Raw genomic sequence first — 21,318 nt, forward strand, 5'->3', positions numbered from 1 at the left:
TGTACCCTTAAAAAAAGTTTTTTCTGTATCTGTACCCAAGTGTTCAATAGCAATAATTTTGCTAAAAAAAGATATGGAATCTAAAGCAGCAACACAGGAAAAAACAACATTTAGAGAAGTTTATGTATTTGACATGGAGATTGTGCAAAACATCTTCATTCAAAATATACGTGAGAAGGGCGAAGATAAAATGCTTTTTGGAATGCCTTTTCTTCTCTGCGAAAAAGACAATGAAATCAATTCGTTTGCCAGTTTAATTTTAGATGAAAACAATGAAATCGGATTTAGAATTTATGATAACGGAAATTTGACAAATGAAGACAAAACAGCTTTTTATAAATACATCGAAAATTTTCTAACGAAAAAGAAAAGTGCCAATTTCAGCAATGCCGAACAATTAAAAAAAAGCACGGAGCATTTTATTCATTATCTGAACTTTTAAACGCTTAATAAAAGCAAATGAAAAATCGAGAAACATTATATTTAAAAATTGCCAAAATCATTGAAGATCAAATTCACAGTGAAACTTTGGCACTTGGAGATAAGTTGCCTTCTGTACGAAGTGCGCAGAAACTATATAATGTAAGTTTAAATACTGTAAAGCAAGCGTATTTAGAACTCGAAAGCCGTTCGCTAATAGAATCTCGTCCAAAAACGGGATATTATGTAAGCAAAAGTTCACAGCGCACAACGGCACTTCCTACAATTGCAAGTATAAACAATCAAGAAACAGAAAACACACCCGAAGAGCTCACTGATAAAGTATTCGGCACCATTAATCAAACTGACGTAACGCAATTTGCACTTGGATTGCCTGGCAAAAATTTCCTTCCAGTTGCCAAACTAAATAAAGGTATTATTAATGCTGTTCGCAAAAGAGATGATGCTGGCACAGCATACGAACCGGTTCAAGGAAAAGAAGAACTTCGTCGCGCTATTGCAAAATGGGCGCTTGTTATGGAAGGAAAAATTACCGAAGACGACATTGTCATTACTTCTGGCGCTATGCATGCTATTTACAACGCGCTTATGGCCGTTACATCTCCAGGTGATAGCGTGGCGGTAGAAAGCCCTGCTTATTTCGGAATTCTTCAAGCCATTAAAGCATTAGGTTTAAAAGCAATTGAAATTCCTACCCATCCTTTATTCGGCTTAGATCTTGAAGCCTTAAAAAAAGTCCTTCCAGAAATTAAGGCTTGCTGCTTTATTAGCAATTTCAATAATCCGATGGGATTTCAAATGCCTGATGAAAACAAAAAAGAATTAGTACAACTGATAACTGAATACAATGTTCCATTGATTGAAGATGATATTTATGGCAATCTTTATTTTGGTTCAGAACGGCCTAAACCTTGCAAATTTTATGATGAAGCTGGTTTAGTTTTATGGATTGGATCGGTTTCTAAAACTCTCGCACCAGGTTATCGTGTTGGTTGGATTGCACCAGGAAAATTTAAGGACAAAATTATTCGCCAAAAATTGGTTCAAACGGTTTGCAATTCTTCTCTGTATTCTGATGTTATTACCGATTTCTTGGAACATGGGCGTTATGACCATCATCTCAGAACCTTTAGAAATAAACTTTACGCCAATTATCTTCAAATGAACCGTTCGGTTGAAGCTTATTTTCCAGACAATACCAAAATGGCGCAACCAAAAGGCGGTTTTATGCTATGGTTAGAATTAGATCAAAGAATATCAACAACAGAATTATTCAATACAGCCTTAAGCCACAAAGTTAATTTCGCTCCCGGGAGAATTTTTTCGCAATACAATCAATACAACAATTGCATGCGATTGAATTATGCTTTAGAATGGAATGAACGCGTAGAATCTGATTTGGAAAAATTGGGCAGAATAATAAAAAATAGTATTTAATAAAATCATGAAAAATAACGAACAAGTAACAATAGCAACATATCATCCAAAATACAACAAAAGCTTTAAGGATTTAAATATAGAATGGATTTCGAATTATTTTGTTGTGGAACCAAATGATGTAAAAGCACTCGATCATGCCGAAGAATATATTATAAACAAAGGTGGAGAAATTTTTGCCGCTGTTTTAAATGATGAAGTTTTGGGCGTTTGCGCATTAATCAAAAGTAACGGAAAAGATTACGATTACGAATTGGCAAAAATGGCTGTTAGTCCAAAAGCGCAAGGAAAAGGCGTTGGATTATTATTGGCCAAATCGGCAATAAAATGGGCTACAGAAAAAGGCGCTTCTAAAATTTACTTAGAAAGTAACACCAAACTGCAACCGGCCATTAAATTGTATGAAAAATTAGGTTTTAAAGAGATAACTGGAATTTCTTCAACTTACGATAGAGTTGACATCCAGATGATGCTTCTGCTAAATCATCGATAATAAAAAAAGCCCTTAGACTCATTTTCTGTCTAAGGGCCTTTATCTTATTTAAAGATATTTCGAATTATTTTTCCAATTTCAACAAAATCGTCATGACTGCTAACCGCTCTTTTCTCGGTTGTATTTTTTTCAGTTTTAGAAAAAGGATAAATCAGCATGTAATTATTATTGACGACTCGTTTGTTGAGTAAATCTGGCACATCTCGCATTTGCTGGACGTAAGAATACATTCCTTGGTCGGCCATCATGATAATCAATCCTTCATCTTCTCCTAAATTAAAAGCTGTTTCTTGCGCTTCCTGCCACGAAGCGATTATATTGAATGATGCCTCGATAGTTGCTTTTTTTACAATTCTTTTCAAAAGTTGCATCGTTTTGTCTTTTCCATAAAAACTCATTTTGGCACCCGAATTACGGCCAATGTTCCAAATTCGAAGCATGGAATGAAAAAAACCAGCGTCTTTTTCTGCATTTTCAGGAATCATAACAATATATTTTTTTATAGTTGAAACAGGCTGTACAGCATGATAAACCATTAAATTTACATTCTTATTTTTAAGATAGCCATTATAAAGATTAAAAACGAAAGAAGCCGAAAATCCCTTTCCTTCTTCTAATCCCACAATCAGATCCGTTATTTCTTTTTCTTTAATAACATTACTAATTCCGCTTGCTGTATCATTATCATGACGCGTAATTGGAGTGAGCTTGACATCAGCTGCAGAAGCTGCTTTTACCGCCGACCCTAAAATCTTTTCTGCATTTTTTACTGATGATTCATTTTCTTCTTCATTAATCACATTTACAGCAAAAACGCGGTCTTTATTGGTTGCTGTTTTTACTATAAGTCCTAGATTTACCATTTTTTCTACCGTTTCCTCGTGATTAAGAGCCAGAAGAATATTTTCCTTCTCTTCACTTTTACCCGACACTTTATCATCTTTATCAGCATCTGCTATTCGCTGTGCGCTTGCCATTGAAACAAATGAAGAAACCGTACAAGAAATTAATATTAAAAGAATGCTTCCGTTAAGTACATGTTCATTCAAAAGTCTTATAGGTTCTCCTGCATCATTTTCGCCAATAATAATATTATAACCAACCATAACAGAAGCTAATGTTGCAGCAGCAGATGCAGAACTCATTCCAAAAATAAGCTGACCTTCGTCATTCGTAAGTTTAAATGTTTTTTTGGTCAGCATTGCGGCAAAATATTTTCCTCCAATTGAAGCCACAAGCATAATTGCGGCTACCCACAATGTTTCCCAGCTTTGAATAAAAGCGCTAAAATCAATTAGCATTCCGACACTTATTAGGAAGAAAGGAATAAAAATAGCATTCCCAACAAACTCTACTCTATTCATTAAAGAAGATGTATGCGGAATTAATCGGTTTAAGGCAAGTCCAGCAAAGAAAGCTCCTATAATAGATTCGATTCCGGCAAGTTCAGCTAGAAGCGCAGCCAGGTAAATCATAACAATAACAAAAAGATACTGGGAAATTTTATCTTCTACATTTTTGAAAAACCATCTCGCAATAATGGGAAAAACCAGCAAAACGATTAACGTAAAAAGCACCATCGAAACAGAAAGTTTTACCCAAAAAGCAGTTCCTACTTCGCCCTGCGACATTCCGACAACAACTGCCAAAACAAGTAATGAGAGAACATCGGTAATCATAGTTCCGCCGACAGTTATATTTACCGCAAGATTCTTAGCGATTCCCAAACCGCTCACCATTGGATAGACAATTAAAGTATGCGACGAGAACAAACTAGCAAAAAGCACCGAAGTCAACAGTGAAAAACCCAATAAATAATATCCTCCAACAAGACCTAAAACAAAAGGAACTGCAAAAGTGTAAAGAGAAAATAGGATGCTTTTCCATTTATTTTTTTTGAAATCGGCCATGTCAATTTCCAATCCCGCCAAGAACATAATATACAAAAGTCCCGTAGTTCCCGTTACTACTACACTGCTGTCTCTGGAAAGCACTCCAAAACCATTTGGACCAATAACCGCTCCAGCAATGATAAGACCTAAGAGATGCGGAACTTTAATCTTATTTAATAAAAGCGGAATGCATAATATTATAATAAGTTCTATAAGAAATTTTAAAAGCGGATCTTCTATTGGAAGCGTAATGTGATGTATACTTAAAAACATAAATTATTTTTTAGAAGGCGTAAGTTCAACTGAGAATTTTGCCGTGCAATTATTTTGTCCTGTAATAGTTTGTGTACCTTTTATGACGTTTTTTTTAATGTCATCTAGAACAACATTAATTTTTATATTGTTCTTAGACGAACTTTCGATTGCCGAATCGAGCACTATTTTATTAACCAAATATTGTCCTCTAAATACCCTTTTAAGCTCTTTGTTGTTTAATACATTGGCATAAATTCCGATAGAATCAGATAGAAAATCCCAAACTTCTGTGCGTTGGTCGCCAATAACATAATTACTGCAATTTGATTCTCGGCAGACCATTTTACTGTTCCATTTCGTTTTAAGAGAATCAGGCCAAACTTGTACTTTTGGAAGTGTATCTTTTACCGCAATAGTAGATTGAATACTGTCTTTCATTTTCAGCAACAGTTCATATTCAGCTTCTTTGTCGGCAAATTTCTTTTCGCGTTGCAACAGAATATTTTCTCTTTCTGTAAGTTCTTGCTCTTTTTTATTACTGCAAGAAATCGAAAAAAGGATCAGGATTAAAACCAAAAGTCTTTGTAAAGTCATAATTATTTGAATTTTGTTCTTTACAATTTAAGCATAAAAATTCTTTTATCTGGATAAAATCTAGAAAAATGAATCTTTTAGCACTATTTATAATTATAAAATTTGTAACATTTCTCCAACAAAAACGTCCAATCTTAAATTTAATTACGGTTCTTTGCAACTTATTACATTCCTGATTTGAGATGCTCATTTTTTGGATACAATAATATTGACACCAATGAGTTTAGACTAGGAAGTTAGTCACGATATTTTCGTTATGGACAATAAAAGATTTATTTTAAGTTTAAAAAAAGGTAATGAGGCAGCTTTCAAGGAAGTGTACTTCAGCTACTACGACAAACTGATAAATATTGCCAAACGATTCCATTCTTCTGTTTTTACACCTGAAGACTTTGTTCAGGAAACTTTCATACGATTATACAATAAAAAAGAATTGCTTAACGAAGAGGTGCTGTTTGACAAGCAGCTATTTGTTATCTGCAAGAACATTATTCTTAATCACATTAACAGAGAAAACAAAATAATTCAGCTTGATCCTTCTCAAGTTGATGTGCCGCAGGAAGAGCCAGATTCAGGAATTTTTGAAGAAAGACAAGAAAAACTACAAAATTTCATAAATCAGCTTCCGGAACAGCAGCAAAAAATATTCACTTTACACAAACTGGAAAACCTTAGCTATAAGGAGATTGCAGAGTTAACAGATCTTTCTGAGAAAACTATTGCCAATCATATTTATCTCGCCAGTAAATTTATTCGAAAAAAAATCGAAAACCATTAGGAACTTTTTAGTTCTCGTTTGTTATACTAAAAAACAAGAACTAAAAATGCACATTGAAGCTTATAAAACAAATGTCAAAACAAAGAAAGATGCAAGTTTGCTTGTAGCGCTTTTGCAGTTTGTCATTTCTGATTGTATCATCAATTTTGATCGACAAGGACGCGAAAACATCCTTAAAATCGAAACGAATCGCGATATTCAAGAAATGGTTTACCGTGTTTTTACCAAACAAGGATTTCATTGTCAAATCATTTAATAGCCAGAAAAGATGGATCAGGAGAAATTTGACGAGGAATTTAAAAAATTATGGGAAGAGTCTCCCCTTTCTCATTCCGACGACGAAAAAGAAGCTTCGTGGGAACAATTTTATGCTCAAACATTTACAGAAAAGAAAAGAAAGCGTAAGCCTTGGTATCTTTATGCTGCGGCTTCCGTCGCAATTTTTGTGCTTATTGGAACAGGATTGTATTTTAGTGGAAAGCCTTCTGCCGAAAATGTAGTTCTTGCTGAAAATGTGATTGAGAATACAACCTCAACAATTAAGTATGTCGTTTTACCAGACAGCTCAAAAGTAGAATTGAGACCAAATGCTAAAATTATTTACGGAAACGATTTTGCTTTAAATAGAAAAATCCAGATGGATGGCGAGGTCTATTTTAAAGTGAAGAAAGACAAACAGCATCCTTTTCAGGTTTTCTGTAACGAAACTACAACTACGGTTTTAGGAACTTCTTTTACAGTGAAAGAATCTGAAAACGAAGAAATCACGGTGGAACTTTTTGAAGGAAGCGTTCAAATGAATGTCAAAGGACAAAACCAAAAATGGATTTTGAAACCGGGAGAAAAATTCACCTATGGAAACCAAACTGCTTCGGTATCAGAATTTAGCCGATTTGTAGATTTTGACAACGAAAGTCTTTCTGCTGTAAGCCACTACATCGAAGAAAATTACGGCTATAAAGTAGCTCTTCCAAAAGAAAATCAAGATCAGAAAATTACGATTCGTATCAATAGAAAAGAAGATTTAAAAACGATTCTACAATTACTATCAGAAATGTATAACCTAAACTTTGAAATAAATGAAGATTTAAAGCAGATCACTTTTCAATGAAGACAAAAAAGGATGTAAGCCGCGAAACTCCACATCCTCCTAATGTTCAGGATAACATTAAGTTATCCATTTAATAATATTCAAAAATACAAAAATTCATGAAGCATATAATTTCAGCGTGCTTTTTTTTATTCAGTTTGTGCATGTCCGCTCAAAGCGTTACCATAACTGTAGATCAAAATGTAACTTTAAAAGAATTCTTCAAACAGATTGAAAGTCAAACCGATTATAAATTTGCCTTTACAGATCAAATTGATACGAATAAAAAGTATTTCACGCAAAAAAACACTTTTACGCAAACTACTGTTGACAAGCTTATAGCAGAACTTAACAAAACTGCAATTGTTCAGTTTTCTATAACAGGCAACAATATTTTTGTAAAACAGAAAGCTCAAATTCAAAAAGCTCCGAAAAAAAAAAGCAAGCTGACCGGTCACGTTCTTGATGATGAAAGACAGCCTGTTATTGGTGCCAATATTTATGTCAAAGAACTGGAAACGGGTGTTGTAACAGATGCAAATGGAAAATACAGTATCGATGTTCCAAATGGAAGTTATACGGTTCAGGTAAGTTATGTTGGATTTAAAAATGAAGAAAAACGAGTTTCTGTTTCTGACGATACTAAAATTAATTTCAACATCGATGCCGACAGTCAGCAATTGGGAGAAGTTATTGTAATGAACAACAAAGCAGTTGATATTAAAACCACACAAATGAGTGTGAACAAGCTTTCGATGCAGGAAATCAAAAAAATTCCAGTTGCAATGGGCGAACCAGATCCTTTAAAATCGATTTTGACTTTGCCTGGAGTTACGAATGCGGGAGAAGCTTCTTCAGGTTTTAACGTTCGTGGTGGTGCTGCCGATCAGAATTTGATTCTCTTGGATGGTGCTCCTGTATATGCAGATTCGCATATGTTTGGGTTCTTTTCTATTTTCAATGCTGATATCGTAAGCGGATTAGATTTATACAAAGGAGGAATTCCTTCAAAATTTGGAGGACGCGTTTCTTCTGTTCTTGATGTTACGCAGCAAACGGGAGATTTTGAAGAATATAAAGTAAATGGAGGAATCGGAATTATTTCTAGCCGTCTTTTAGTTCAAGGTCCATTGGAAAAAGAAAAAGGTTCTTTCATTCTGTCGGGACGTGCTTCTTATGCGCATTTGTTTATGAAATTGGCGGATAATAATAACTCAGCCATGTTTTATGATTTGAATGCAAAATTGAATTACCGTTTTAATGCCAAAAACACCCTTTCGTTTTCTGGTTATTTCGGAAATGATTTATTCGACATTAACGACCGTTTTGCCAGTACTTACGGAAGCACAATGGGTATTTTAAGCTGGAAACATAAATTCTCTGATCGTTTAAACAGCAATTTATCTACTTTCTACAGTGATTACCGATTTAATTTGGAAATTCCGATTGAAAGTTTCAAATGGGACAGCAACATCCAGAGTTACGGTTTGAAATACAATTGGAACTTGCAGCAGTCTGAAAAATTCAAAATCAATTATGGTATTGATGGTTTGTATTACAATTTCAATCCTGGTGTTGTAAAGCCAACTTCTCCAGATTCGCAGTTTAACTATATGCAGCTGGATAAAAAATATGCTTTAGAAGCTTCTGCTTTTGTTGATTTCGAAAATCAAATTACAGAGAAACTGACTTTCCGTTATGGGCTTCGTTACAGCATGTTTTACCGCTTAGGAGATGAAACCATCAGCACTTACGAAAATGGTCAGGCTGTAGTATATAATCCGTTGTATAATATTTATGAAGAAGGAACTCCAAACGGAAGCATCTCTTACGGAAAAGGAAAAACCATCAGCAAATTCAACAATTTTGAGCCGAGAGCTGCCTTGTCTTATGCTTTTAACGACGAAACTTCTATAAAAGCGAGTTACAATAGAATGGCACAGTACATTCATATTCTATCAAACACGCAATCTCCACTGCCAATGAGCATCTGGACACCAAGCGGACCTTTTACAAAACCTCAGCTTTTGGATCAGTACGCGATGGGTTATTTTAAAAATTTCAGAGACGGAGATTACTCTTTAGAAACCGAATTATTTTATAAAAATGTTCAAAATCGTATTGACTATATTGACGGTGCTGATATTTTGGCTAACAATAATATTGAGCAAGTTATTTTAAACGGAAAAGCCAGATCGTATGGAATGGAACTATTGTTCAGAAAAAATGCAGGCGTTTTCACAGGATGGGTTTCGTATACTTTATCTAGAGCCGAGCAAAAAACACCTGGAAGAACTCCAGAAGAACCAGGAATTGCAAACGGTGATTGGTATTTATCGGGATACGACAAATTGCATAATTTGAGCATTGTGGGAAGTTATGAATTGAATCCGAAATGGTCTTTCAATGGTAATTTTACTTTACAATCTGGTCAGCCTGTAACGTATGCTAATGGATATTATGAAATGGGCGGTATTCATGTTCCGAATTATTCTTTGAGAAACGAAAACAGACTGCCTCTTTTCCACCATCTTGATCTTGCGGCAACTTATACGCCAAAACCAGACAAAAAGAAAGGATGGCAAAGCTATTGGGTGTTTAGCCTTTACAATGTTTACAACAGAAAAAATGCTGCTTCTATGAGTTTTACTACAAATGAAGATACAGGGGCAAATGAAACCAGAAGACTTTCGATTTTCGGAATTGTACCTGGGGTTTCTTATAATTTTAAATTTTAATGCTATGAATAAATTGAAAAAATATACGGTAATGAATAGAGCACTGGCATTAATAAGTCTTCTTTTTGTTTTTTCTTTCGCTTCATGCGAAGATGTGGTAAACCTTGATTTGCCCACTGGCGAAACCAAACTTGTAATCGATGCTGAAATCATTTGGAAAAAAGGAACTGATGGAAAAGAACAAACGATAAAAATCAGTAAAACGGCTCCTTATTACAATAATTCTACCCCAAAAGTTTCTGGCGCGCAAGTACGAGTTGAAAACAGTAACGGAGATATTTTTACATTTAATGAAACTGAAGCAGGTGTTTACAAATGCACCAATTTTGTTCCTGTAATTGATATGGATTACACACTTTTTGTACAAGCTGAAGGACAAAGTTTTACGGCTGTTGAAAAGTTAACATCTGTAACTCCAATCAATAAAGTGGAACAGAAAATTGTTCCTGATTTTGACGGAAAAGATATAATCGAGCTAACGTTTTATTACAACGATCCCGCAGACCAAACCAATTTTTACGTAACCGATTATCAAGCTTCATTTTTGATTTATCCAGAATATGAAATCACAAATGATGAATTCTATAACGGAAACGAAATCAGTACGAGATATTCTGATGAAGACAAAATGAAACCTGGAAACACCGTAACCATTACGCACAGAGGTGTATCTAAAAATTTCTTTAATTATTGGAAATTAATTTTAGAAGCTTCAAATTCTAATCCATTTTCTGTTCCTCCTGGAACCATTAGAGGAAACATTGTAAATACTGCCGATGCTACTAATTTTGCATTTGGTTATTTTAGACTTTGCGAAGCCGATCAGGTTAATTATTTAGTGGAGTAAGATATTTGTACATCATGCGAAATTTTCTTAATTTCATCATATCAAATTCTCTCAAACAGTTAAAAAGAGGAAGAAAAAATGAACAAAAGACTCTTTTTTTATACAATCCTAATTATAACAATTGCAGTTGTTACTTTTTATCTTTACATCGGAATAAAATTTGGTAACGGTGTAGCAAAAATGGGTAAAGATTTACATGAGGTCCAAAAAGAAAGGAAAGAGGATAAAGAAGAACCATTGGATACAATTAAAAATCTTGTTGTAAAGAAATTGGACTCTGTTAACTAAAGAAAGAACACAAATCTACTAGTAGAAAATAATGAATAAATAAAACCCTTAAACATTCTTGTCTAAGGGTTTTTCTTTTCTATAAATCTTTCATTTTTATTCCACTTCAAAAACAGCCTGAATTTCTACAGAAGAATTTACAGGAATTGATGAAGCCCCAAAAGTTGCTCTCGCATGTTTTCCTTTTTCTCCAAAAATTTCAACAGTAAGATTTGAAGCAACATTCATTAAATAGGCATGTTTGGTATAATCGTCTTTGGTATTGAAAATTCCTGTGAGTTGCACACAACGCTTTACACGATTTAAATCGCCTTCAACTGCTTCATTCAAAACTGAAATCACATTTAGCATTGTCTGTTCTGTTGCCTCTTTTACTTGTTGTTCATCAAGATTGAATCCTAATTTACCTGGATTCAAGATTTTTCCCTCTTTCAAAGCTACTTGATTAATAAATATCAAATTTCCTGTTCGCACATAAGGCTGATAATTTCCTGCTGGTTTTGGCACTTGAGGCAATACAATATTTTTCGATTTTAAAATATTATTAATTGAAGGTTCTTCTTTTAGCGTAATTTCTTTTTTAGAAAAAGTTCCTTTTAAAGCAAATGCAACTTTAGCAAAATTTTTCCCTTGCAATTCTGCTAAATAACGCTCGCTTTCAGTTGGTCTTTTTACATCTTTTAAAGAAGCCAAACTCGTTGTTCCTAAAACAGAATTTCCCTGCGGAATTTTCTTGTCTATTTTTTCGTTGCCTCTAATTCCGTTTGAAACTAAAACCATTCCGTGAACAGCCAAACTATTCCAAAAAGATTGTAGGGCCAATTCTTTTCCAGCTCCACTTCCAGCCGACATAAAAACCGTTGCAGGCATTCCTTCTAAAGCATGATTCGACCATAAATCGACTGTTTTAGAAAGAAACTCACTCATTGCTGTACTAATATTTCCAAAATAAACTGGAGAACCAAATGCAATTCCGTCATAAGATGGTAATTCTTCAACAGTTGCAACTGGAATATCTTTTAATTTAGAATTTGCTGCTGTTTTTACTTGTTTTATGATTGCTGTAGCATTCTGATCGCTTTCGATTCCTTTAGCAACTTCTTTTGCCAATTCGTAAGTTCCACCATTGTCAGAATGTATAAGTATCAAAATGTTCGCTTTTTTATTTTGCGCTTCAATTGTGTTGATTGCTAATGCTGTCAAAATACCGATCCAAAGGAGATGTAACTTCTTCATGTTTATTGTAAATTATATTCATTTACAAAATTAGCCATGACGTTTTTATTAACTTTGCCAAAAAGTACATGCAGAACGCCAATTTAAAATGCGGTTTATCCGAAAAAAAGGAAGGTCAATTTGAAGATAATATTCAAACAAACGCTTATGTTTGGTATGATAAAAACTGGCAGCATGACGATTATGTTCATACACACAAACGTTACCAATTAACTTATGTAGAAGAAGGCTATCAATATTTTCATATTGAAGAAAAAACTTATCTCGTTCCGCAAAACCATGTTATCTGGATTCCGACCAAAAAAGAACACCGCATTTCTTCTGAATCGAAAACGGTAAATTTGATTATTGCTTTATTCAAATCTGTACCCGAACAAGATTTTTTTCAAAATGTACATGTTTTTTCAGCTCCCAATGTTTTAAAAGAAATGATTCTTTACGCTCAAAAATGGGATAAACTTTTAACTGAAAACGAAGAACAAGCCAATTTCTTAAAAGCGATTTTAACGAGTCTTCCGAACTTTTGTCAAGAAAACAATTCACTTCAAATTCCAGTTCCTGCAGATAATCGTTTGATTCCTGTTTGCGATTACATCAACAAAAATTACCAATATGCATTTGAAATTGACGAATTGGCCAATTTAGCCCAAATGTCAGTTCGCAGTTTGCAAAGAATTTTTAAACAGAAAACCAATATTACGCTTCAAAAATATTTGCAGTTAATTCGTATTTTAAAAAGCATTGAACTTTTAGATACCAATCAATATACTTTAAGTCAAATTGCTCATTTGGTTGGTTACAAAAGTCTTTCGGCTTTTAGTACTTCTTATTTTACTGTGATTCAGGAAAAGCCAAAACTTAGAAAATGATTTAGCTGATCCAATTTGCCTTATCAATTTCATAAACAAAATTCAATTTTGGTTTTTCTCCAAAATATGCCACTTCTTCTTCGGCTATTTTTTTGGCTCCTACTCTTGAAATTGCAATTTGTGAACGAATATTTTCTGCTCCAATATGAAATCTAACTTTAGAAACATATTTAAAAAGATAATCGAGCATCGTCTTTTTTACACTTAGATTAAAACCATTTCCCCAGCAGGAAACCGCATAAAAAGTATAGCCAATAAGGATATAATCTTCTTCTTGATTAAAGTCGTAAAATCTTGTACTGCCGACAACTTCTCCAGTTTCTTTGTCTATAATTTTAAAAGCACCTTTACTTTGCATTGCTCCTTCAAAAAACTTTTCGAAGACTTCTTTTTTCCATCGATCTTTATTCGGGTGCTGTTCCCAAATTTTAGGATCGGAAGCTACTTTATATAAATCTTCAAAATCTTTTTCTTCTAAAGGAGATAGAATGCAAAGGTCATTTTCTAAAGTGGGTTGTAAATTAAAATTCATAATCTGATTTTTTCTATTCTAAAATTAATCAATATTTAAAGATTCCATTCGTAGTTAAGCCAATCTTTGTTTTCATTGGCTCCAAGTCTTTCATAAAACTTTTTCCCTGCATCGTTCCAAGGCGCTACTGTCCATTTAATTTGGCAACAATTATTTTGTTTTGCTTCTTCGTGCAAAGCAGTCATCAATTGTTCGCCAATTTTTTGTCCTCTATATTTTTCATTTACATATAATTCTTTTAAATATATGGCAGGCTTATTTACAGCAGTGTAAGGCAAAAAATAATAGACCAGCATTCCTGCAATTTCTTCTACATTTTCTGCAACGATACAATAAAAATCAGGCGGACTTTTTCTGAATCCGCTTTCGCGAACGATTTCCGGTGTAACGGCAAAAACATCAATATATTTTTCGAATAATGCCAAATCTCGCATTAAACCCCAAACTTTTTCAGCATCATTTTCCTGTGCCTTTCTAATTACTATATTTACTTCATTCATAATGTTTTATCTTTTAAAATTCAAAAGTAATTTTATATTGGATTATATTTGTAGTCCAATTTATTCAAAATGAATAGTCCAATTTTACAAATGGTTTTTAGTAATCTCGATTTGAATGCAAATGGAGACAAACCGATATATCTTCAGTTGGCTGCCTTTTTATTGCTTTCTATAAAAGAAGGAAAACTTCAAACGGGGCAAAAATTACCTTCTTCAAGAGACATTGCTCTTTTTATTGGAATTAATAGAATTACTGTTTCTAAAGCATTTGAAGAATTACAAAATCAAGGCTGGCTTGAAAGTTTTACGGGACGCGGTACTTTTGTATCTGCACATATACCTGAAATTAAACCTGAGAAACTTCAAGATAAATCTAATAAAGCACAAAAAGTGGCTGGTTTTACTATTGATAAACCTCCGTATTTAGAAAACTCTTTTTTTGTTCCTAAAACGCAACTTCATTTTGATGATGGTTTTCCAGATCCGAAACTGGCTCCTTTAAAAGAACTTTACAGAGCTTATCGAAACCAATTAACCCGAAGTGGACTTTATAATAAATTTGGAAGTTATGGCAATCCAGACGGTTCAGATTATTATAAAGAAGCTATTTCAAAACATTTAAATGAAACTCGTGGTTTAAAAACAACTCCCAAAAATATATTATCAGTACGAGGAACTGTTATGGGAGTCAATTTGGTTTGTAATGGACTTATACAACCAAATGATATTATTGTCTCGGGAGTTCCTGGATGGCGTCGTGCCGAAAATAATTTTCTTCACGCAAAAGCCCAACACATATGGATTCCTGTTGATGAGTATGGTTTAGTTGTAGAAGAACTAAAAAAGATTTGCCAAAAGAACAAAGTTCGAATGGTGTACATTACACCACATCATCATTATCCAACAACTGTTGCACTTCGCATTGACCGTCGATTGGAATTATTAGAACTTGCAAACGAATATGGCTTTATCATTTTTGAAGATGATTACGATTTTGATTTTCATTACAGCAATCGTCCGTTACTTCCTTTAGCAAGTGCTGATGAAAACGGAATGGTGATTTATTGCGGTTCTTTCAGCAAGAGTTTTTCTCCTGCTTTCAGAATGGGATATTTAGCCGCTCCAGAAAATGTAATCGAACATTTGACGAAGGTTCGCGTACTTCTGGACAGACAAGGCGATCATATTCTTGATAATGCAATGGCAGAAATTATAAGTGATGGAACAGTACAGCGTTATCTACGAAAATCTCTTACTATTTATGAGGGCAAACGAAATCATTTCTGCAATTTATTAGATAGTGAATTAAAAAATGCTGTTGATTTTGCTATTCCGCAAGGAGGAATGACGGTTTGGACTAAATTTGATCAATCAATCAATTTAGAACAATTGGCAAAAGAAGCCTATAAAAAAGGATTGTATATTTCTGATGGAAAGACACATCGATATTCCAATTATAATGAAAACGGAACTAGACTTGGTTTTGCTTCTTCTTCTAAAGAGGAATTAGAGAGAAGTGTTGAGATATTAAAAAAGTTAGTGTGATTAAAATTAAAAAACATGTTTAAACATAAATTTTCAAAATACTTTTTCATCATATCAACCCTGATTTTATCTTTTATTCTTTTTAATTTTTGGACAAATGAAGCCTCAAAAAGCATAAAACTTTTAAAGAATAATATTAAGATTAATGGGAACATTATAGATTTAAAGATTTCAAAAAATCACTCCTTCGGAATAATTACTTTAAAAATTGCTCACACAAACACAAAAACTTTCATGCCATTTGTAAATGAAAATTTATATCCTTATGCAATAAAAGATTCTGTTGCTGAAATATATCATTATATTTCAATTGATTTGAAAAAAGGAATGAAAGTAGAATTAGACTCTGATACAAGAAATATTAACTTTTATGATAAGAATAAACTTCTCTACAGTTCTGAAATAACAATTATAAGTGAAGAATCAAATGTAAAATTTGTAAAAGAAAATTCGATAATATATAAATCTGAATAATACGATTTAAACATATCTATAACACCAATTCCTCAAAAATTGGATCTACTAAAAGCGAAGCATACAAAGATTCTATAGCATTTTTAGACCCGTGTATCTGCCATTCTAAAACCACATGATCTGAATTGCGTCTTTGCGTAATCAATTTTGATTTGATTTTATAAGTCGAAAAAAGTTCTTTGCATCTTTCGTGACCATTATCTGAACGTTTAAAAGTTATTCGGAGAATTTTATGTTCATTGATGAGGTCAATTTTATCTTGAAGAACCGTTAGCATCGTTAAAATTATAAGAATCATAAGCGCTGCACAAGCCGAAGCAAAATAATATCCCGCTCCTACGCCCATACTAACAGCCGCAACCGACCATATTGTCGCCGCCGTTGTAATGCCCGAAACATGACTGTCTGATCTAAAGATTACTCCCGCACACAGAAAACCTAAACCAGTAACAATATTAGAAGCTATACGATCTGGATTTCCTGCTCCGCCAATCCATTGAGACATTAGAGTAAAAAAACAAGCTCCAACAGAAATCATTATTGTGGTGCGAAGTCCAGCCGCTTTTCCTTTGTATTCTCTTTCGGCACCAATTAAAGCTCCCCAAAATGTTGCTAAAAGCAATCTGATGATAATTTCTATCTCCATTTAAATCTGCTATTTTTTCAAATAAAATTACATAAAAAACACAAAAAAACCTTCAAAATCAAAATTGACTTTGAAGGCTTATTCTCTTTATCTAAAACTTATATTTTACTTATATTCTAGTTCTTTCTGTGCGTACCAATCTTTCATAACATAAAAAGCCTTCTTTTTAATTCCCTGATCAGAAATCAATCCTTTACGATTAAAGAAATCCTGAATGTTTGGCAACTGTCTTCTTGGAGATCTAAAATCGACTAAAATCCAAGGAGAAACTCCAGCTAAACCTTCAATTCTGTTAAACATTTGCGTATTTTGAATATACAATTCTTCCTGATATTCTTCGTTCCAGCGTTCTTTTTTATCACCGTGAAGCCCCTGTAATGCTTCGCCACCAAATTCACTGATGATAACCGGTTTATTATACGGAATTACCCATTGCATGTCTTTGCAAGATTCGTTTGTTCCTCTGTACCAGCCTAAATATTGATTGAAACTGACAATATCTACAAATTCATTCATATTGTCATGAAGTGTATTCACATTGTTTGGACTTTTAGTTACTTCCATAGCCATACTAATCAAACGAGAATTGTCTTGCGTACGCGCGTATTTAGCCAATTTACTTAAAAAAACATCTCTTTCATCACTATGCGGTGTTTCATTGGCAATGGACCAAATTACGATGCCGCAACGGTTTTTATCTCTGTAAATCATATCATGCAATTGATGTTCTGCATTGGCATAAGTATCTGGATTTGTCCACGAAATGGTCCAATAAACTGGAACTTCAGACCAAATCATAATTCCCATTTTTTCGGCTTGTCTTACCATATTTTCGTTGTGCGGATAATGTGCGAGGCGAACATAATTACATCCCAATTCTTTTGCCCAAGTTAGCAAGGTAATCGCATCATCTTCAGACCAAGCTCTTCCTGATCTAAAAGGCGCTTCTTCGTGAATACTAATCCCGCGTAAAAAGACTTTTTTTCCGTTTAGGAGAATTTCTTTCCCTTTCGTTTCAATAGTTCTGAATCCAATTTGATCCACAATATTTTCATCTGCTTTGCTTATGGTCACATCATATAATTTTGGTTTTTCAGGTGTCCATAAAACGGGATTTGCTTTGATTTCGAAATACGCCATTCCTTTCGCATCAGTCGTAACATTCTTTTTGATTTTTAATTCGGGAATCGAAATGGAAACCGATTGATTGCCACTTTCACTATTCAATTTTATCCAACCAGAGATTTTCCCTTTTTCTTTTTTGTCCAATTGAACCAAATAATCTTCAATATAGGTATTCGGAACTTGAGCTAAAGTCACATCTCTCGTGATGCCACCGTAGTTCCACCAATCCATATTTACCGTCGGCACATTGTCTTTATGGCGTTTGTTGTCTACTTTTACTACTACGAAATTGTTGCCATCCACTAATAAGTCAGTTACATCAAAATTGAAAGGCGTATAACCTCCAACATGAGTTCCCGCCATTTTTCCGTTTACATAAACTTTCGCATCATAATTGACTGCTCCGAAATGTAGAATTCCTCTGGTTTTAGAATCTTTTTTATAATTAAAGTCTTTCTGAAACCAGACCGTTCCTTCGTAAAAGAACAATCTTTCGTCTTTCGAATTCCAATCAGACGGAATATCCATTATAGCAGAAGTTGCGAAATTGTATTCGGTTAAATCTGTGGTGTTCCATTTTTTATTCTCAAAAAATCCGTTGTTTTTAAACGGCATCAAACGGTAATCGTAATAGCCGTTTTCTAACGGATCTACGATATAACTCCATTTTCCGTTTAAAGTAATATTGTTTCTTGCTGCAATATTAGATACCAACGGAACTTCCTGCGCCATCGTTTTTCCCATTAAAAGAAAAGTACAGCACAGCATTACAATTTTTTTCATATTGTTTTTATTTTAATTATATGATTTACTGCAGCCACTATATTTGGACGCGGATTAAACGGATTCGTTGTCACGAAGACGCGGATAAAAACGGATTTTTCAATAAAATAAAATCTGCTTTTTTTTTGCGCTTTTGCGAAAACAAATCTGTTTGATCAGCGTTCAATCTATACAAGCTGATTTATCTTCTTATCTGCTAAATCTTTGGAAAAAATTATTCGCTCGCAAATTTTGTAGATTAAGCTTATTCTTTATTCTTTATTCTTTATTCTTTATTCTTTATTCTTTATTCTTTATTCTTTATTCTTTATTCTTTATTCTTTATTCTTTATTCTTTATTCTTTATTCTTTATTCTTTATATCAAAATAACGTGTCAGCTCGTAAGCATTGTCATTAATCACTTTCATCTCCTTTAGCAAAGGCTGATACGGTTCGAAATTGCTGTTTACAATTCCTTTGTTTGAATCCCTGTTCGAATAATCGGTACTTAAATCCTGTGGATCGTTATCCATATATTTAAACCAATGCCAACCGACGCTGTTTTTGTTTTTCAGCAAATCCAAAGTGAAATTTTGATAAAAAAGTCCTCTTTCCTTTTGCGTTCGAACCAGCCAACCTGCACCTGTATTATTCGGTAATCCTGAATCTTCTCCTTTAGTATACCATTCTGTAATTAAAAACGGTTTTCCCGACCATTCTCCCCAATTGTTCATTAGGTCCTGACTTGGTTCCCATTTTCTATAATGGTTTATAGAAATAATATCCATGTACTTTCCGGCTACTTTAAAGATTTCAGGGTTTGTTAATTCCTGTTCTTTATCCTGATTAAAACGGCATCCTAAGTACATGTGGTTCGGATCTGCTTTTCTTAACGCTTCGGTTACTTTTTTCATATATGTTTCAAAATAGAAAGCTGTAAAGGCCATTCTATCTTCCTGCGTAATGTCCGAAACTGATGCATTAAAACCTTTTCTTTTATCCAACCAAGCTTTTGCAGCGAAATAACCCTGCTCATCTTTGGCCAATAAAGTTAAATGTTTATCTAATGCGTCGTTGTACCACGGAAGCTCATTATCAGTAAAATAACCCATCAAATACTTATCATTTTTGTATTGAGAAACCTCTTCTACTGCTTTTTGGACATAAGCATCAAATTCTTTGTCGAACACCATTACCAAATCAAAACGGTAATTCTGCCAACTGGCTTCTTTATATTTTCCTCCATATTTTTTAATATGATCAGAGTGATACATTCCCATTGGCGAAATAATTACAGTATAAACCAGCGGATTTTCTGCATTTCGAACCAAGTCAACATTCGACCATGCTCCTACGCCATTGAATCCGTTATCGCGAAGTAATTTTGATTCTTGTTTGACCCAATTTTCCTTGCTTCCGTATTTTTTATCAAATGCTTTCTGTTGGTTCACAGAACGTCCTGCGTTGAAAACGGCGATTCCTTTATAAATAAACGGATAACCTTCTGGATCAATAATCCACCATCTATTGTCTATTTTTTCCGTTCTAAAAAAACCTGTTGCTTCTTTTTGCCACACTTTAAAACCGCCATAAATCGAAGTCGGTTCTTGTTTTTTTATACTAAAACCTGGGAGTTTATCAATTGTTTTAGCCTCATAAGCAACCCATTTTGGATCTAATGCATTTTGTCTGGCTTCGACTTTCTGGTATGTAATTTTATTCTGTGCTTGTAGTGAAATCAGGCTTATAAAACAGAACAATGCATAAATGGAATGTTTCATTAAATTCGTTTTTTAATTATTTTTTGAGAAATCACAGGGCAGAGCAAAAACTGCCCTGTGATTTAGGAAATAGTGTAATAAGTAGGGGTTTCTTATTTAGATAAATAAATGTGATCAATATCGAAAGTGTAATTATTTAAAGCTCTTACATCTTCTGGATCAACACTTCTTAATACTAAGATGTCTTTAATCTTGGTTAAATCTAAAAGCGGATTTTGCTTTTTATAATCTGCAATTGGGATTTTAACCATGTTCCAAGCTCCATCTCTTTTTAATCCGTAAAGGTTGCTGGTGGCATCAAATTCGACATAACCCGTATTAGAAGCATCCTTCATTCTAAATCTGATTTTTCCTGTACTGGTTGTTCTTACCGCCATATTAATATAAGTGTAAGATGAGATATCCGTAAAATTTACAAACTGTAAAATCGCCATCGCCCATTTTGCTTCTGCAGCAGGCGGTGTTGCTGGTAGTGTAAAGTTTCTGTAAGCGCCTTCATATCCGTCAGTCGCCACCTCTTTAATGACAAACTGATTGCTTGAAACCCAGTTTAAAACAGGAGCCGTTTTGGTAAAATCTGGATTTTCAGAATAAATTTTCAGCGCGTCGGTCGGAATAACAATTGGTGGTGTTGGCGGCGCTTCGACCTCAACGGTAAAAGTTTTCTTTTCAATTGTATTATCAGTATGTGTAACCTCAAGAGTTGTTGTAAATGTTCCTGCTTTGGTATATTTTACCTCAACACTTGGCTCGATTGAAGCTCCTGGAGATCCGCCTTGAAAGGTCCATTTTATAGCGCGTACTTTGGTTGACGAGTCGGTATAAGTTATGGTTTCTCCTCCTTTAATTGCCGTACTTGTCGAAGTGGCTTCTATTGTTCCTTTTTTATAAAGATAGACTTCGCGCACATCGTCTTCACAAGAAAACAAAACGGCAAAAAGTACGAAAAGCAAATATTTGAATTTGTCTATATGGTTTAATTTTATTGTCATGA

Annotated in this window: 21 protein-coding genes; 12 read left to right on the forward strand and 9 right to left on the reverse strand. The window is 34.0% G+C overall.

Features of this window, described 5'->3' with window-relative positions:
* Positions 1 to 73: 73 nt before the first annotated feature.
* From ABTV69_RS00750 to ABTV69_RS00760, 3 genes are read left to right on the forward strand one after another with little or no spacing between them, the layout of a single operon-like run.
* Positions 74 to 442 (forward strand): hypothetical protein, encoded by a 369-nt coding sequence (locus ABTV69_RS00750; protein WP_433833368.1) that lies wholly within the window; start codon positions 74 to 76, stop codon positions 440 to 442.
* Positions 443 to 459: 17 nt separating this feature from the next.
* Positions 460 to 1,878, forward strand: coding sequence for a PLP-dependent aminotransferase family protein (locus ABTV69_RS00755; protein ID WP_433833370.1), 1,419 nt, complete (start codon positions 460 to 462; stop codon positions 1,876 to 1,878).
* A 7-nt stretch (positions 1,879 to 1,885) separates the two neighbouring features.
* Positions 1,886 to 2,371: a GNAT family N-acetyltransferase gene (locus tag ABTV69_RS00760; protein ID WP_433833372.1), complete on the forward strand. Its 486-nt coding sequence runs from the start codon at positions 1,886 to 1,888 to the stop codon at positions 2,369 to 2,371.
* A 44-nt stretch (positions 2,372 to 2,415) separates the two neighbouring features.
* Here ABTV69_RS00760 and ABTV69_RS00765 read toward each other — a convergent pair whose 3' ends face one another.
* Both ABTV69_RS00765 and ABTV69_RS00770 read right to left on the reverse strand, forming a co-directional pair.
* Entirely contained in the window at positions 2,416 to 4,536 is a 2,121-nt protein-coding gene (locus ABTV69_RS00765; RefSeq protein ID WP_433833374.1) for a cation:proton antiporter domain-containing protein, read from the reverse strand.
* 3 nt (positions 4,537 to 4,539) lie between these two features.
* Positions 4,540 to 5,112 carry a hypothetical protein gene (locus ABTV69_RS00770; RefSeq protein WP_433833376.1) on the reverse strand — a complete coding sequence of 191 codons (573 nt, stop codon included), beginning with the start codon at positions 5,110 to 5,112 and terminating at the stop codon, positions 4,540 to 4,542.
* A gap of 256 nt (positions 5,113 to 5,368) precedes the next feature.
* Between ABTV69_RS00770 and ABTV69_RS00775 the strand changes: the two genes are divergently transcribed.
* The 6 genes from ABTV69_RS00775 to ABTV69_RS00800 all read left to right on the forward strand — a co-directional run bounded on the left by ABTV69_RS00775 (position 5,369) and on the right by ABTV69_RS00800 (position 10,853).
* Positions 5,369 to 5,890 carry an RNA polymerase sigma factor gene (locus ABTV69_RS00775; RefSeq protein ID WP_433833378.1) on the forward strand — a complete coding sequence of 174 codons (522 nt, stop codon included), beginning with the start codon at positions 5,369 to 5,371 and terminating at the stop codon, positions 5,888 to 5,890.
* A 46-nt stretch (positions 5,891 to 5,936) separates the two neighbouring features.
* Positions 5,937 to 6,146 (forward strand): hypothetical protein, encoded by a 210-nt coding sequence (locus ABTV69_RS00780; protein WP_433833380.1) that lies wholly within the window; start codon positions 5,937 to 5,939, stop codon positions 6,144 to 6,146.
* Between the two features lie 12 nt (positions 6,147 to 6,158).
* Positions 6,159 to 7,001: a FecR family protein gene (locus ABTV69_RS00785; protein WP_433833382.1), complete on the forward strand. Its 843-nt coding sequence runs from the start codon at positions 6,159 to 6,161 to the stop codon at positions 6,999 to 7,001.
* Between the two features lie 98 nt (positions 7,002 to 7,099).
* The gene (locus tag ABTV69_RS00790; RefSeq protein WP_433833384.1) at positions 7,100 to 9,718 is read left to right on the forward strand and encodes a TonB-dependent receptor; all 2,619 of its coding nucleotides are present in this window, start codon (positions 7,100 to 7,102) and stop codon (positions 9,716 to 9,718) included.
* A 4-nt stretch (positions 9,719 to 9,722) separates the two neighbouring features.
* Entirely contained in the window at positions 9,723 to 10,565 is an 843-nt protein-coding gene (locus ABTV69_RS00795; protein ID WP_433833386.1) for a DUF4249 domain-containing protein, read from the forward strand.
* A gap of 78 nt (positions 10,566 to 10,643) precedes the next feature.
* A complete protein-coding gene (locus tag ABTV69_RS00800) occupies positions 10,644 to 10,853 on the forward strand; it encodes a hypothetical protein (protein WP_433833388.1) in 210 nt (69 codons plus the stop codon).
* A gap of 96 nt (positions 10,854 to 10,949) precedes the next feature.
* Here the strand turns inward: ABTV69_RS00800 and ABTV69_RS00805 are convergent, their stop codons facing one another.
* The gene (locus ABTV69_RS00805; RefSeq protein ID WP_433833390.1) at positions 10,950 to 12,089 is read right to left on the reverse strand and encodes an Atu1372/SO_1960 family protein; all 1,140 of its coding nucleotides are present in this window, start codon (positions 12,087 to 12,089) and stop codon (positions 10,950 to 10,952) included.
* Between the two features lie 68 nt (positions 12,090 to 12,157).
* On the opposite strand from ABTV69_RS00805, the gene ABTV69_RS00810 reads away from it, so the two are divergent.
* Complete coding sequence (locus ABTV69_RS00810; protein ID WP_433833392.1) at positions 12,158 to 12,958, forward strand: AraC family transcriptional regulator; 801 nt, start codon at positions 12,158 to 12,160, stop codon at positions 12,956 to 12,958.
* A gap of 1 nt (position 12,959) precedes the next feature.
* On the opposite strand, the gene ABTV69_RS00815 is transcribed toward ABTV69_RS00810, so the two are convergent.
* Both ABTV69_RS00815 and ABTV69_RS00820 read right to left on the reverse strand, forming a co-directional pair.
* Positions 12,960 to 13,490 carry a GNAT family N-acetyltransferase gene (locus ABTV69_RS00815; RefSeq protein ID WP_433833394.1) on the reverse strand — a complete coding sequence of 177 codons (531 nt, stop codon included), beginning with the start codon at positions 13,488 to 13,490 and terminating at the stop codon, positions 12,960 to 12,962.
* 35 nt (positions 13,491 to 13,525) lie between these two features.
* Positions 13,526 to 13,990: an N-acetyltransferase family protein gene (locus ABTV69_RS00820; protein WP_433833396.1), complete on the reverse strand. Its 465-nt coding sequence runs from the start codon at positions 13,988 to 13,990 to the stop codon at positions 13,526 to 13,528.
* A gap of 69 nt (positions 13,991 to 14,059) precedes the next feature.
* On the opposite strand from ABTV69_RS00820, the gene ABTV69_RS00825 reads away from it, so the two are divergent.
* Positions 14,060 to 15,535 carry a PLP-dependent aminotransferase family protein gene (locus ABTV69_RS00825; RefSeq protein ID WP_433833398.1) on the forward strand — a complete coding sequence of 492 codons (1,476 nt, stop codon included), beginning with the start codon at positions 14,060 to 14,062 and terminating at the stop codon, positions 15,533 to 15,535.
* A gap of 15 nt (positions 15,536 to 15,550) precedes the next feature.
* A complete protein-coding gene (locus tag ABTV69_RS00830) occupies positions 15,551 to 16,009 on the forward strand; it encodes a hypothetical protein (protein ID WP_433833400.1) in 459 nt (152 codons plus the stop codon).
* A 16-nt stretch (positions 16,010 to 16,025) separates the two neighbouring features.
* On the opposite strand, the gene ABTV69_RS00835 is transcribed toward ABTV69_RS00830, so the two are convergent.
* From ABTV69_RS00835 to ABTV69_RS00850, 4 genes are all read right to left on the reverse strand, one after another.
* Complete coding sequence (locus ABTV69_RS00835; RefSeq protein ID WP_433833402.1) at positions 16,026 to 16,655, reverse strand: MgtC/SapB family protein; 630 nt, start codon at positions 16,653 to 16,655, stop codon at positions 16,026 to 16,028.
* Between the two features lie 105 nt (positions 16,656 to 16,760).
* Complete coding sequence (locus ABTV69_RS00840; protein WP_433833404.1) at positions 16,761 to 18,563, reverse strand: glycoside hydrolase family 2 protein; 1,803 nt, start codon at positions 18,561 to 18,563, stop codon at positions 16,761 to 16,763.
* A gap of 342 nt (positions 18,564 to 18,905) precedes the next feature.
* Positions 18,906 to 20,324: a hypothetical protein gene (locus ABTV69_RS00845; protein ID WP_433833406.1), complete on the reverse strand. Its 1,419-nt coding sequence runs from the start codon at positions 20,322 to 20,324 to the stop codon at positions 18,906 to 18,908.
* A 92-nt stretch (positions 20,325 to 20,416) separates the two neighbouring features.
* A complete protein-coding gene (locus ABTV69_RS00850; protein ID WP_433833408.1) occupies positions 20,417 to 21,316 on the reverse strand; it encodes a PKD domain-containing protein in 900 nt (299 codons plus the stop codon).
* Between the last annotated feature and the right edge of the window lie 2 nt (positions 21,317 to 21,318).

This window comes from Flavobacterium anhuiense (genome assembly GCF_050990855.1).
Taxonomy (GTDB): Bacteria; Bacteroidota; Bacteroidia; order Flavobacteriales; family Flavobacteriaceae; genus Flavobacterium; species Flavobacterium anhuiense_C.

Excerpts from the sequence above, each read along its gene's own strand:
- ABTV69_RS00830 (WP_433833400.1), top strand. The coding sequence starts at position 15,551 with ATGTTTAAACATAAATTTTCAAAATACTTTTTCATCATATCAACCCTG.
- ABTV69_RS00760 (WP_433833372.1), top strand. The coding sequence starts at position 1,886 with ATGAAAAATAACGAACAAGTAACAATAGCAACATATCATCCAAAATAC.
- ABTV69_RS00780 (WP_433833380.1), top strand. The coding sequence starts at position 5,937 with ATGCACATTGAAGCTTATAAAACAAATGTCAAAACAAAGAAAGATGCA.
- ABTV69_RS00750 (WP_433833368.1), top strand. The coding sequence starts at position 74 with ATGGAATCTAAAGCAGCAACACAGGAAAAAACAACATTTAGAGAAGTT.
- ABTV69_RS00840 (WP_433833404.1), bottom strand. The coding sequence starts at position 18,563 with ATGAAAAAAATTGTAATGCTGTGCTGTACTTTTCTTTTAATGGGAAAA.
- ABTV69_RS00770 (WP_433833376.1), bottom strand. The coding sequence starts at position 5,112 with ATGACTTTACAAAGACTTTTGGTTTTAATCCTGATCCTTTTTTCGATT.
- ABTV69_RS00790 (WP_433833384.1), top strand. The coding sequence starts at position 7,100 with ATGAAGCATATAATTTCAGCGTGCTTTTTTTTATTCAGTTTGTGCATG.
- ABTV69_RS00835 (WP_433833402.1), bottom strand. The coding sequence starts at position 16,655 with ATGGAGATAGAAATTATCATCAGATTGCTTTTAGCAACATTTTGGGGA.
- ABTV69_RS00805 (WP_433833390.1), bottom strand. The coding sequence starts at position 12,089 with ATGAAGAAGTTACATCTCCTTTGGATCGGTATTTTGACAGCATTAGCA.
- ABTV69_RS00765 (WP_433833374.1), bottom strand. The coding sequence starts at position 4,536 with ATGTTTTTAAGTATACATCACATTACGCTTCCAATAGAAGATCCGCTT.
- ABTV69_RS00755 (WP_433833370.1), top strand. The coding sequence starts at position 460 with ATGAAAAATCGAGAAACATTATATTTAAAAATTGCCAAAATCATTGAA.
- ABTV69_RS00775 (WP_433833378.1), top strand. The coding sequence starts at position 5,369 with ATGGACAATAAAAGATTTATTTTAAGTTTAAAAAAAGGTAATGAGGCA.
- ABTV69_RS00845 (WP_433833406.1), bottom strand. The coding sequence starts at position 20,324 with ATGAAACATTCCATTTATGCATTGTTCTGTTTTATAAGCCTGATTTCA.
- ABTV69_RS00850 (WP_433833408.1), bottom strand. The coding sequence starts at position 21,316 with ATGACAATAAAATTAAACCATATAGACAAATTCAAATATTTGCTTTTC.
- ABTV69_RS00795 (WP_433833386.1), top strand. The coding sequence starts at position 9,723 with ATGAATAAATTGAAAAAATATACGGTAATGAATAGAGCACTGGCATTA.
- ABTV69_RS00785 (WP_433833382.1), top strand. The coding sequence starts at position 6,159 with ATGGATCAGGAGAAATTTGACGAGGAATTTAAAAAATTATGGGAAGAG.
- ABTV69_RS00820 (WP_433833396.1), bottom strand. The coding sequence starts at position 13,990 with ATGAATGAAGTAAATATAGTAATTAGAAAGGCACAGGAAAATGATGCT.
- ABTV69_RS00810 (WP_433833392.1), top strand. The coding sequence starts at position 12,158 with ATGCAGAACGCCAATTTAAAATGCGGTTTATCCGAAAAAAAGGAAGGT.
- ABTV69_RS00815 (WP_433833394.1), bottom strand. The coding sequence starts at position 13,490 with ATGAATTTTAATTTACAACCCACTTTAGAAAATGACCTTTGCATTCTA.
- ABTV69_RS00800 (WP_433833388.1), top strand. The coding sequence starts at position 10,644 with ATGAACAAAAGACTCTTTTTTTATACAATCCTAATTATAACAATTGCA.
- ABTV69_RS00825 (WP_433833398.1), top strand. The coding sequence starts at position 14,060 with ATGAATAGTCCAATTTTACAAATGGTTTTTAGTAATCTCGATTTGAAT.